This is a genomic window from Actinosynnema sp., from assembly GCF_052038725.1.
In genome coordinates, this window is the sequence record NZ_JBQGCX010001232.1 from 1 (window position 1) to 11,506 (window position 11,506).

General features: G+C 72.9%; 14 protein-coding genes. 9 read left to right on the forward strand and 5 right to left on the reverse strand.

The genetic code is table 11. The features are described 5' to 3' along the window. Positions 1-101: 101 nt before the first annotated feature. Both ACTUAL_RS25880 and ACTUAL_RS25885 read right to left on the reverse strand, forming a co-directional pair. The gene (locus ACTUAL_RS25880; protein WP_440902079.1) at positions 102-680 is read right to left on the reverse strand and encodes an N-acetyltransferase family protein; all 579 of its coding nucleotides are present in this window, start codon (positions 678-680) and stop codon (positions 102-104) included. Further along, complete coding sequence (locus tag ACTUAL_RS25885) at positions 677-1,213, reverse strand: NUDIX domain-containing protein (RefSeq protein ID WP_096496765.1); 537 nt, start codon at positions 1,211-1,213, stop codon at positions 677-679. The genes ACTUAL_RS25880 and ACTUAL_RS25885 overlap by 4 nt, the downstream gene beginning before the upstream one ends. Positions 1,214-1,391: 178 nt before the next feature. Between ACTUAL_RS25885 and nucS the strand changes: the two genes are divergently transcribed. Beyond that, a complete protein-coding gene (gene nucS / locus ACTUAL_RS25890; protein ID WP_015804815.1) occupies positions 1,392-2,051 on the forward strand; it encodes an endonuclease NucS in 660 nt (219 codons plus the stop codon). A 127-nt stretch (positions 2,052-2,178) separates the two neighbouring features. After that, the gene (locus ACTUAL_RS25895; protein ID WP_440902080.1) at positions 2,179-2,604 is read left to right on the forward strand and encodes a hypothetical protein; all 426 of its coding nucleotides are present in this window, start codon (positions 2,179-2,181) and stop codon (positions 2,602-2,604) included. Here ACTUAL_RS25895 and ACTUAL_RS25900 read toward each other — a convergent pair. Then, entirely contained in the window at positions 2,594-2,782 is a 189-nt protein-coding gene (locus tag ACTUAL_RS25900; RefSeq protein ID WP_440902081.1) for a DUF397 domain-containing protein, read from the reverse strand. The two genes, ACTUAL_RS25895 and ACTUAL_RS25900, sit on opposite strands and share 11 nt — an antisense overlap. Before the next feature lie 15 nt (positions 2,783-2,797). After that, the gene (locus ACTUAL_RS25905; RefSeq protein ID WP_440902082.1) at positions 2,798-3,655 is read right to left on the reverse strand and encodes a helix-turn-helix domain-containing protein; all 858 of its coding nucleotides are present in this window, start codon (positions 3,653-3,655) and stop codon (positions 2,798-2,800) included. Between the two features lie 220 nt (positions 3,656-3,875). On the opposite strand from ACTUAL_RS25905, the gene ACTUAL_RS25910 reads away from it, so the two are divergent. Beyond that, entirely contained in the window at positions 3,876-4,205 is a 330-nt protein-coding gene (locus ACTUAL_RS25910; protein ID WP_440902083.1) for a hypothetical protein, read from the forward strand. Positions 4,206-4,226: 21 nt separating this feature from the next. On the opposite strand, the gene ACTUAL_RS25915 is transcribed toward ACTUAL_RS25910, so the two are convergent. Beyond that, complete coding sequence (locus ACTUAL_RS25915; protein WP_096496760.1) at positions 4,227-4,928, reverse strand: hypothetical protein; 702 nt, start codon at positions 4,926-4,928, stop codon at positions 4,227-4,229. 84 nt (positions 4,929-5,012) lie between these two features. Between ACTUAL_RS25915 and ACTUAL_RS25920 the strand changes: the two genes are divergently transcribed. From ACTUAL_RS25920 to dhaL, 6 genes are all read left to right on the forward strand, one after another. Beyond that, a complete protein-coding gene (locus ACTUAL_RS25920; RefSeq protein WP_218181103.1) occupies positions 5,013-6,731 on the forward strand; it encodes a sodium:solute symporter family protein in 1,719 nt (572 codons plus the stop codon). A 9-nt stretch (positions 6,732-6,740) separates the two neighbouring features. Further along, positions 6,741-7,019, forward strand: a complete 279-nt coding sequence (locus ACTUAL_RS25925; RefSeq protein WP_096496758.1) for a hypothetical protein — start codon at positions 6,741-6,743, stop codon at positions 7,017-7,019. 90 nt (positions 7,020-7,109) lie between these two features. After that, entirely contained in the window at positions 7,110-8,129 is a 1,020-nt protein-coding gene (locus ACTUAL_RS25930) for a hypothetical protein (protein WP_157767901.1), read from the forward strand. A 67-nt stretch (positions 8,130-8,196) separates the two neighbouring features. Then, positions 8,197-9,702, forward strand: a complete 1,506-nt coding sequence (locus ACTUAL_RS25935; protein WP_440902084.1) for an aldehyde dehydrogenase family protein — start codon at positions 8,197-8,199, stop codon at positions 9,700-9,702. 190 nt (positions 9,703-9,892) lie between these two features. Then, complete coding sequence (gene dhaK / locus ACTUAL_RS25940; protein WP_096496755.1) at positions 9,893-10,894, forward strand: dihydroxyacetone kinase subunit DhaK; 1,002 nt, start codon at positions 9,893-9,895, stop codon at positions 10,892-10,894. Further along, a partial coding sequence (dhaL, locus tag ACTUAL_RS25945) for a dihydroxyacetone kinase subunit DhaL (protein WP_440902085.1) occupies positions 10,894-11,506 on the forward strand: 613 nt, incomplete at its 3' end. The genes dhaK and dhaL, both read left to right, overlap by 1 nt.

An 11,506-nucleotide genomic window follows, 5' to 3' on the forward strand; every position in this document is an offset into this window, starting at 1 on the left:
GGGGGGGCCGGCGGGGGGGGAGGCCCGGGGGGGCCCGGCGGGGGGGCCCGGGTGGGGGCGGCCCGCGGGCCCGGGCGGGGCCGGGGGGCCCGCCCGAGGCGTCACAGCGCCTTGTAGAACACCGTCGTGGACCTCAGCTCACCGGTCGGGTCGGCCGCGAAACCGGGGATCGTCCCGACCTCCGACCAGCCCGCCGACCGGTACAGCCCCTCGGCGGGCGACCCGGTCTCGGTGTCGAGCACGAGCAGCGCGACGCCGCGCGCCGCCGCGCCCTCCTCCACCGCCCGCAGCAGGGACCTGCCCACGCCGCCGCCCCGCGCGTCCCGGCGGACCGCCAGCTTGCCCACCTCGGCGCGGTGACGGCCGTTCTCCGCCTGCGCCAGGGTCAGCACCGCCGTGCCCACGACCTCGCCGCCGCGCCTGGCAACCCACACCGCCTGCCTGCCGTTCGCCACCGCCGCGGCCCGCGCCCGCCACCACGCCGTGGCGGCCTCGTGCGTCAGCGGGGCCAGGAAGCCCAGGGACGCGCCTCCCGCGACCGCGTCCACCAGCACCCCCGCCAGCGCTGGCGCTTCGGCCAGCACCTGCGGGGAACCCAGCTCCACCGCGCCGTCCCGCACCGGACCGCCGCCGCCCGCGGGTGCCGCGCCGCCAAGGCCGTCCCCGGTCACGAGCCTCACGGCTGCGCGTTCTCGTGCAGCAGGAGCAGGGTGTACGCGGCGATCGACTGCGCGTCGGTGATCTCCCCGCGCGTGATCATCGCCTCGAACTCGGCCCTCGGGAACCACGCCGAGCGCATGTCCTGCTCCTCGTGCTCCCGCTCGTGGAACCCCTCCACGAGGTCCGTCGCCAGGAACACCCGGCCGCGCTGGCTGGACATGCCCGGCGCGACGTCGAGCACCCCCAGCTCCACCATCCGGCCCGCCCGCAGCCCGGTCTCCTCCCGCAGCTCCCGCGCCGCGAGCACCGACGGCGGTTCGGCGGCCAGGTTCGGCGCCGTGCCCTGCGGGAACTCCCAGCGGCGGAGCTTGATCGGGTAGCGGTACTGCTCGACCAGGCGCAGGCGCTCCCCGTCGAGCGGGATCACCAGCGCGTAGTCCGGCTTGTCCACCACGCCGTAGATCCCGGTGCTGCCGTCGTTCCTGCGGATCGGGTCCTCGCGGACCGTCATCCACGGGTTCGCGTAGACCTGGCGTGACCCGAGCGTCTCCACTCTCACTCTCCCTGTGCCGACCAGCGGGCGCCCCCGCCCGCAGCCCGAAGTACACCACCACCCGGCAGGGGGACCGAAGCCCGAAGGCCCGTGCAGGCGCCACCGGGGACCCCACCCGCGCGACACCCGCAAGGTACCTGCCGGTGCGGTGGCGGTCGCACCCCGTAGCCTGTCCCGCGTGCGCCTCGTCATCGCTCACTGCCAGGTCGACTACGTCGGACGCCTCACGGCACACCTGCCGCCGGCTCAGCGGCTGCTGCTGATCAAGGCGGACGGCTCGGTGTCGATCCACTCGGACGACCGGGCGTACAAGCCGCTGAACTGGATGAGCCCGCCGTGCTGGCTCATCGAGGACCCCGACGTGTGGGTCGTGCAGAACAAGGCGGGCGAGAAGCTGATCATCACCCTGCACGAGGTGCTGCACGACTCCAAGCACGAGCTCGGCCCGGAACCCGGCCTGGTGAAGGACGGCGTCGAGGCCGACCTGCAGAAGCTGCTCGCCCAGCACGTGACCACCCTCGGCGACGGCTGGACCCTCGTGCGCCGCGAGTTCCCGACGGCGATCGGGCCGGTGGATCTGATGTGCCGCGACTCGGACGGGAAGTCGGTCGCGGTGGAGATCAAGCGGCGGGGTGAGATCGACGGGGTGGAGCAGCTGACCAGGTACCTGGAGCTGCTCAACCGGGACCCGCTGCTGGCGCCTGTGCGGGGGGTGTTCGCGGCGCAGCAGATCAAGCCGCAGGCCCGGACGCTGGCGGAGGACCGGGGGATCCGGTGCGTGGTGCTGGACTACGACGCGCTGCGGGGGATCGAGCCGGACGAGTTCCGGTTGTTCTGACGCGCGGCTGATCCTCGGGGCTGCCCACGAGGGCAGACCTGGAAAAGGGCCTGTTCGGACGGCGTGGTGGGGCGGGGTGGCGGGGATACGCTGCTGAGCCCTGACCCGTTGGCCGAGGAGGTTCGCGGTGCGAAGACGGCGGCTGGCGCTGGTGGTGCTCCTCTGCTGCGTTGGTGCGGTTTCCGGGTGCGCGGGGATGGACGGCGGGTACGCGCCGCTCCCCTCCGCCTCGCCGCTCAGCTCGCCGGTCAGCTTCTCCGTCGCTCCCGCGTCCGCTCCCGCGGCGGGCAACGGGCGCATCGTCGCCCAGCCCGCTTCCGGTGGGGGTGGGGACGAGGTGTTCGTCAGCGGCGACGGGTTTCCCGCCGGGGAGCGGGTTGTCGTCACCTTCCACGGGGTTGGGGTGGGAGGTGGGGTCGTGGACGCCGCCGGGAGGTTCGAGCGCATACCGGTGAAGGTGCCCGACTCGTTGCGCGGGGTCGGGGCTCAGGTGTTCATCGACGCCGGGGCCGGGCCCGTGCGCGCCCGAGCCCCGTTCGTCCTCACCCGCTGAGCGAACCCAGGAACACCGACCAGCTCACCTCGGGGAACAGCAGCACCGGACCTGTCGGGTTCTTCGAGTCGCGAGCAGCGATCGTGTCGCCTGCGGGGGCGATCTCGACGCAGCTCGCGCCGTTGCCGCTATAGCTGCTCTTGCGCCACGGCGCATCCGGCAGACCTGTCTCGTGCATGATCTCTAGCCTTTCTCAATCACTCGGATCGATCTTGGCGATGAACGCCGCCGAGTCCTTGGGGCTGGACGCCATCGCGACCAGGTGGTCGAAGGTGTTCCGGAACCGCTTGAGGTCGGCGTCCGACTCCAGGAAGACCTCGCCCGCCTGGCTGTCGATGTAGACCAGGTCGCTGTCCATCGGGTCCTCGAACTCCAGCGCGATGAACTCGCCCGGCATCCCTGGGTGCGCGCCGTCGTCGAAGCGGAGGACCTGGATGGTGATGTTGGGGGCCTCGGCGGCTCGGACCAGGTGTTGCCGCTGCTTCCGCATGACCTCGGGGCCGCCGACCGAGCGCCGGAGCGCCGCCTCGTCGATGACCACCCACAGCTTGAGCGGGTTCGCGCCGATCAGCAGCGCTTGGCGCCCCAGGCGCGCCTTCACCCGGTTCTCCACCTGCTCGGCGGACGCCGTGTGCAGCACGCCGCCGATCACCGCGCGGGCGTAGTCCTCGGTCTGGAGCAGACCGGGGATGAACAGCGACGAGTAGTTGCGGACGCCCTGCGCCTCGGCCTCGAAGCTGATGTACGTCGTGTAGTCCGCGGACAGGGTCTCGTGCCACGGCCGGATCCAGCCCGGCTTCGTCGCTTCCTTCGACAGCGCCCGCATCGCCGCCTGCTCCTGCTCGGGGCAGCCGTACGTGGTCAGCATCGTCATCAGCGTCCGGTTCTGCGGACGGACCTTCGCGGTCTCGATGCGGTAGATGGTGGCCTGGTTGATGCCGGTCTGCTCCTCGACCTCCTCGCGGCTCAGCCCGGCGTCCTCGCGCAGCAGCCTGAGCTGACGAGCCAGCCTGCGCAGGCGGATCGTCGGAGTGCTCTTCTTCGCGGCCACGATCTCCAATTCTTCCCCAACTCCCCTCGGGAGCCACGCAAGTGTGGCTGTGTTTCGGGATCACCTCAAACTCGACCGCAAGTGCAACCCTCGCTTATGCAAGGCTTGCACTTATTCTCTTGTGCAGGCATCCTTGCACGACGCTGCGGAGGTGATCCGTCAACCCGCCGCGGCCACCTGGGGAACTCGGCAGGGCTTGACCCGGAAGAGGGACGTATTCGTGAACCAGAGCACGAGCACAGCGGGCACCGGTGACCGGGACGCGGCGTTGGACGCGGCGTTCGGCGCGTACGTGCGGGAGGTCGCCGAGGTCGGCGCGCCGCGGCTGTTCGCGGTCGTGGAGGAGATCGGCGACCGGAGCGACGCGCGGGTGGTCGGGTACGGGCTGGAGTACGCCGACCGGGCCGAGAGCGCCGACGTCGGGGGCGGGGTGCGGATGTCGTCCGAGGACGCCGAGGGCGCGCGGCAGCTGTTCGAGATCACCGGCGGGAACCGGGCGCACCTGGTGTGGGTGGGCGGCCTCGAGGAGGGGGTGGGCGAGGACGGCTGAGCCGTCCCCGCCCACGAGTGGTCAGGCGCAGGCGCGGGCGCCCGCGCGGGCGCGCAGGAGGGCCTCGTGGACGCCCTCCCTGGACAGGTCCAGCCTCGCCGCCAGCTGCTCCAGGACCGTGCCCCGGTCGAACACCGACAGCGGCACGTGGCAGTCGATCAGGTCGGCCCGCACCCGGCCGGGGTAGATGTGGCCGTCCGGCCTGCGGGAGAGCGCGATGCCCTCCCTCGGGTCGCCGCCGTCGAGCAGCAGGAAGCCGCCCGCCGCGCCCTCGTCCTGGGCCAGGTGCACCACGTCGCGCTGACCCGCCAGCCACGTCCGCTCCACGCCCAGCACGGCCGCCGCGCCGCGCAGGTAGTCCACCGGGCCGCTCCTCGGCCTCGCCTCGCAGGTGAACAGCAGCGGCAGGTGCTCCGGGTAGCCCTGGGTGCGCGCGTCGATCAGCGCGGCCCGCGCGTGCACCACGCCCGCGTTGTAGCCGCCCGCGAAGTCCGCCGGACCGCTGCGGTGCCGCAGCAGCACCAGCCTCCCCGCGTCCTGGTGGGCGGCCAGCGCGCCGGGGTGGTGGCTCACGCACACCGGGTCCTCGGGGTAGCCGATGTCGCGGATCAGGAACCGCAGGTCGTACCCACCCGCGGCGGTGTAGGCGTCCAGCTCCTTGGGCAGCAGCTCCCGCGACCGGTACGCGACCCCCTGAGCAGCGCTTTCGGTTTGATGGTCCACCTAATGGAGTACGTGGTTTGAAGGTGGGTAGTTCATACCGGTGCTCGACACCACTCCGGGTCGCGAGATCCCGGAGACCCTGTGATGCTCTGCGTTACCGGAGGTGAACGGAAGGTGCCCGTGCTGGCTGCGGAGGCTGATCTCCGCCTGGACGCGGGGGCGCTGGACTACGCCCTGCTCGCCCTCTACTTCGTCGTGGTGCTCGGGATCGGGTTCCTCGCCCGCCGCTCCGTGTCCACGAGCCTGGACTTCCTGCTGTCCGGGCGCTCCCTGCCCGCCTGGGTCACCGGCCTGGCGTTCGTGTCCGCCAACCTCGGCGCGATCGAGCTGCTCGGCATGGCCGCCAACGGCGCCCAGTACGGCATGGCGACCATGCACTACTACTGGGTCGGCGCCATCCCGGCGATGGTGTTCCTCGGCCTGGTGATGATGCCGTTCTACTACGGCTCCAAGGTCCGCAGCGTCCCCGAGTTCCTGCGCCGCCGCTTCGGCAAGGGCGCGCACCTGGTCAACGCCATCAGCTTCGCCGTCGCCCAGGTCCTCATCGCGGGCGTGAACCTGTACGCGCTGGCCCTGCTGCTGAACCTGCTGCTCGGCTGGCCCATCCCGCTGTCCGTGGTGATCGCCGCGCTGATCGTGCTGGCCTACACCACCCTCGGCGGGCTCTCGGCCGCGATCTACAACGAGGTCCTCCAGTTCTTCGTGATCATCGCCGCGCTGCTGCCGCTCACCATCGCGGGCCTGCACAAGGTCGGCGGGTGGCAGGGCCTGGTCGACAAGGTCACCGCGGGCCCCGGCGGCGAGGAGCAGCTGTCCGCGTACCCGGCGACCGAGCTGACCGGGTTCGAGAACCCGGTGCTGAGCGTCATCGGCATCGTGTTCGGCCTCGGGTTCGTGCTGTCCTTCGGCTACTGGACGACGAACTTCGCCGAGGTGCAGCGCGCCCTGTCCGCCAAGAGCATGTCGGCGGCCAAGCGCACCCCGATCATCGGCGCCTACCCGAAGGCGCTGATCCCGGCCGTCATCGTCATCCCCGGCATCATCGCCGCCGTCGTCGTGCCCGAGGTGAGCGCGCTCAAGGCGGGCGAGGCGGCGGGCGGCGTCACCTACAACAACGCGCTGCCGCTGCTCATGCGCGACCTGCTGCCCAACGGGATGCTCGGCGTCGCCATCACCGGCCTGCTCGCCTCGTTCATGGCGGGCGTCGCGGCGAACGTGTCCTCGTTCAACACGGTGTTCACCTACGACCTGTGGCAGGACTACGTCCGCAAGGACCGGCCCGACGGCTACTACCTGAAGGTCGGCCGCTGGGCCACGATCGGCGGCACGGTCATCGCCATCGGCACCGCGTTCCTGGCCGCCGGATACGGGAACATCATGGACTACATCCAGTCCCTGTTCTCGTTCTTCAACGCCCCGCTGTTCGCCACGTTCATCCTCGGCATGTTCTGGAAGCGGATGTCCGCCGCGGCGGGCTGGACCGGCCTGGTCGCGGGCACGCTCGCGGCCGTGCTGGTGTTCGCGCTCGCCGAGACCGGGGTGCTCGACCTGCCCGGCCAGGGCGCGAGCTTCCTGGGCGCCGCCGCGGCGTTCGTGGTCGACATCGTGGTCAGCGTGGTCGTCACCCTGTTCACCGAGCCGGTGCCGCGGGAGCGGCTGTCGGGGCTGGTCTACGGGCTCACGCCCAAGGGCGACCTCGCGCACGGCACGGAGGGCGAGGACGCGGGCTGGTACCGGTCGCCCGCCCTGCTCGGCGGCGGCGTCCTGCTGCTGACCGCCGTGCTCAACATCGTTTTCAGCTGAGGGGGAGTCGTGGCACGCGGAACTGCCGGGTTGTTCGACCTGCGGTTGGTGATCGCGGCGCTGTTCGCGGTGTACGGGGTGGTGCTGGTGGTGGTCGGGCTCGGCTTCACCGACGACGCCGACCTCGCGAAGGCGGACGGGTGGAACGTGAACCTGTGGTCCGGGGTCGGCATGGTCGTGGTGGCCGCGGCCTTCGGGGCCTGGACGGCGCTGCGACCGCTCGTGGTGCCGGACCCGGAGGACGTGACCGAGGGGGAGGGGGCGGACGCGCGGGAAGGGGGCATCTGAATCGTTCCCGGAGCGTGTTGTGATCGCATCGTGAGGCGGAACACCCCGATGCCGCCACGCCGGACCCGAACGGTCGCTACCGTGCAGTTCGTGCACCGATCCGCCGCCGTGCTCTGCGCCCTGCTCCTCGTCGTGGCCGGGTGCTCCGGGACCGACCTCGCCAAGCACTCCCCGTACCCGAGGGAGACGCTCGACGCCGGGGCTGCGAACAGCGCGGACGAGAACGGCGGCAGCACCGACGAGGGCGTCCCGCCCGGATCGGTCGGCACGCCGGTGTCCGCCGAGTTCTCCGGCGAGAAGCTGCGCGCCACGGACGTGTGCAAGCTGGTGGACGAGACCGTGCTCAGGAAGCACGGCACGCCCGCCGAGCTGACCGGCAACAACTTCGGCGAGTGCAGCAACTACATGAAGGACAAGGCGGGCAAGAGCCTGTCGGTCACCCTGGCGTTCCGCAGCTCGTCCGCGCTCTACGCGAAGTCCGACAAGCGCATCGAGGGCCTCAAGCTCGGCGAGAACGTGCTGGAGGGGCAGGCCTGCTTCGTCTCCGGCGTGTTCCAGGACGAGCCGCCCATGGACCTCACCGCGCAGATCAGCTACAAGAGCGAGAACAACTGCGAGATCGGCCGCGAGCTGCTGTCGGCGGCGATCAAGCGGGTCAAGGCCGGTTCGGCGCTCCGGACCAACCCCAAGGGGTCGCTGGCCTCCGTCGACCCGTGCCGCGCGCCCGACCCGGCCGTGGTCGAGGCCGCGATCAACGCGTCCGGCTCGAACGTGCTGGAGATCCCGCTCGGCCTGCCCACGTGCAGCTGGAGCAGCCGCGAGCGCAGCCTGATGCTGGCCTTCCAGCAGGTCGCCGTCGCGCCGAGGAAGCTGCCCGGCGACAAGACCGTCGACGTCGACCTCGGCGGCGGCGTCACCGGGCGCAAGCTGGACGAGTCCGGCTCGGCGTTCCCCAGCTGCAAGATCGAGTGGACGCACCGGGACCTCGGCGCGGGCGGCGCCGAGGTCGCCCGGCTCACCACCTCGGGGTCCAAGGAGGTCCAGTACGACCGGTGCGAGACGGTCACCACCGTGGCCAAGGCGCTGGTCGCGAAGCTGCCTCGGGGCTGAACGGGGACGTGACAGGGGGAGCACAACCCGTTACCGTTCGGTAACACCCGATCGTGGAGGTCCCCCGATGACGCAGACCGCAGAGGCGAAGTCCGAGCGAGGCGGCGACGGGTCGGAGCTGCTCACCTCGCACGACCCGCGCACCGGTGAGGTGGTCGGGCGCCACCCGATCCACGGCGCCGACGACGTCGCCGCCGCCGTCCGCCGGGCCCGCGACGCCTCGCTCCACTGGGCCGCCCTCGACTTCGACGGCCGCCGCGCCCGGCTCGACCGCTGGCGCAAGCTGCTCAGCAGGCGCGCCGACGAGCTGTGCGCCCTGATCAGCGCCGAGACCGGCAAGTCGGCCGACGACGCGCGCCTGGAAGTCGCGATGGTCCTGGACCACCTGCACTGGGCCGCCAAGCACGCCCGCAAGACCCTCGGCCGCCGCCGCGTCGCCACCGGGCCCGTCATGCACAACCACGCCGCGACCCTGGAGTACCGGCCGTTCGGCGTCGTCGGCGTCATCGGGCCGTGGAACTACCCGGCGTTCACGCCCATGGGCTCCATCTCGTACGCGCTCGCGGCGGGCAACGCCGTCGTGTTCAAGCCCAGCGAGCACACCCCCGGCGTCGGGCGCTTCCTGGCCGACTCGTTCGCCGAGGCCGTGCCCGAGCAGCAGGTGCTCCAGGTCGTCACCGGCTACGGGCCGACCGGGGCCGCGCTGTGCGGCGCGGGCGTCGACAAGCTCGCGTTCACCGGCTCCACCGCCACCGGGCGGCGGGTCATGGCCGAGTGCGCCCGCACCCTCACGCCCGTGCTGGTCGAGTGCGGCGGCAAGGACGCGCTCATCGTCGCCGAGGACGCCGACCTGGAGGCCGCCGCGCGCGGGGCCGTGTGGGGCGGGCTGTTCAACGCCGGGCAGTCCTGCGCCGGGGTCGAGCGGGTGTACGTGGCCGAGGCGGTCGCCGACGCGTTCGTCGAGCTGGTCACCCGCAAGGCCGCGAGGCTGCGCCCCGGCGGCTCGCCGGACGCCGACTTCGGGCCGATCACCATGCCCAAGCAGGTCGACGTCATCGCCGCGCACGTCGCCGACGCCCTGGACCGGGGCGCGACGGCGGCGGTCGGCGGGCGCGAGTCGATCCGGCCGCCGTACGTGGAGCCGGTGGTGCTGCTCGACGTGCCCGAGGACGCCGAGGCGGTCACCGAGGAGACGTTCGGGCCCACGCTGGTGGTCAACCGGGTGGCCGACGCGGACGAGGCGGTGCGGCGGGCCAACGCGCTGCGGTACGGGCTCGGCGCGGCGGTGTACTCCAAGGCGCGCGGCGAGGAGCTGGCGGCGCGGCTGCGGTGCGGGGTGGTGTCGATCAACTCGGTGCTGGCGTTCGCGTCGGTGCCCGCGCTGCCGTTCGGCGGGGTCGGCGACTCCGGGTTCGGGCGCATCCACGGCGAGGACGGGCTGCGCGAGTTCACCTACGCGCACGCGGTGTCCCGGCAGCGGTTCGCCGGGGTGCTGGACCCGATGACCTACGAGCGCGGGAACCGGACGGTGCGGCGCGTGCTGCGGCTGGTGCGGGTGCTGCGCGGGCGGTGAGCCCCGGCTGGGGTCCCCGGCGGCGTTTCCCGGTGGTCGTCCGGGGCGGCGCGAACGCTCCACCCTGATCAGCGGAAGGCCCCGGCGCAAGCACCGAAGGGCCGCGTTCCCGGTCGACCTCGGCCCCCGGTGCCCGCCCCTCCCAGCGGGTAGGAATGGGAGGGACGGTCAGCGGCGATCGGAGGCTCCAGTGAAGAAGGTCATCAACGATCCGGGCACCGTGGTGGTGGACGCGCTGCGCGGTGTGGCCGCCGCGCACCCCGACCTCCTCGACGTGCGGTTCGACCCGGCGCTCGTGCTGCGCGCCGACGCCCCGGTGTCCCGCAAGGTCGCCCTCGTCTCCGGTGGCGGGTCCGGGCACGAGCCGCTGCATGGCGGGTTCGTCGGGCGCGGGATGCTCGACGCGGCCTGCCCCGGCCCGGTGTTCACCTCGCCCACCCCCGACCAGGTGCTCGCGGCCCTGGTCGCCACCGACGGCGGCGTCGGCTCGCTGCTGCTGGTCAAGAACTACACCGGCGACGTGCTCAACTTCGAGACCGCCGCCGAGCTGGCCGCCGCCGAGGGGCTGGAGGTGCGGACCGTGCTGATCGACGACGACGTCGCGGTGAAGGACTCGCTGCACACCGCCGGGCGGCGCGGGGTCGCCGGGACCGTGCTGGTGGAGAAGATCGTCGGCGCGGCGGCCGAGCGCGGGGTCGACCTGGACGGGTGCGAGGCGCTGGCCCGCGAGGTCGTCGCCAGGGTGCGGACCATGGGGCTGGCGCTCGCGCCGTGCACCGTCCCGCACGCAGGCGAGCCCAGCTTCGACCTCGGCGACGACGAGGTGGAGCTGGGCATCGGCATCCACGGCGAGCCCGGCCGCAGCCGCGTGCCGCTGGGCAGCGCGGACGAGCTGGTCGACGCGCTGCTCGGGCCCGTGCTGGAGGACCTGCCGTTCGCCGAGGGCGACGAGGTGCTGCTGCTCACCAACGGGATGGGCGGGACACCGCTGGTCGAGCTGTACCTGGCGCACGGCGTCGCCGAGGCGCGGCTGGCCGAGCGCGGGATCAGCGTGCGGCGGCGGCTGGTCGGGTCGTACGCCACCAGCCTGGAGATGCAGGGGCTGAGCCTGACGCTGCTGAAGCTGGACGACGAGCTGGTCGAGCTGTGGGACGCGCCCGTGCGCACCGCCGCGCTGCGCTGGGGGCTGTGATGGGGTGCGGGGCGCGCGAGGTCGCCGGGGCCGTCCGGGTGCTGGCCGAGGTGGTGGTGGCGCACCGGAACGAGCTGGTGCGGCTGGACCGGGAGATCGGTGACGGCGACCACGGGGAGAACCTGAGCCGGGGGTTCCTGGCGGCGGCGGAGAAGGTCGCGCGGGACGAGCCCGCGACGCCGGGGGCGGTGCTGAGGCTGGTCGCCACGACGCTGATCTCCACCGTGGGCGGGGCCGCCGGGCCGCTGTACGGGACGGCGCTGCTGCGGGCCGCCACCGCGCTCGGGGAGGTCGCCGAGCTGTCCGGGGACGACGTCGCGCACGCGCTGCGGGCGGCGCTGGACGGGGTCGTGGCGCGGGGCAAGGCGCAGGTCGGGGACAAGACGATGGTGGACGCGCTGAGCCCGGCCGCCGCCGCGGCGGCCGGGCTGGGCGGGGCCGGGGTGGGCGAGGTGCTCGCCGCCGCCGCTGCCGCCGCCGAGGGCGGGGCGCGGGCGACCGTGCCGCTGGTGGCGCGCAAGGGGCGGGCCTCGTACCTGGGGGAGCGGTCCGCCGGGCACATGGACCCCGGCGCGCGGTCGACCGCGCTGCTGCTGGGGGCGCTGGCGCGGG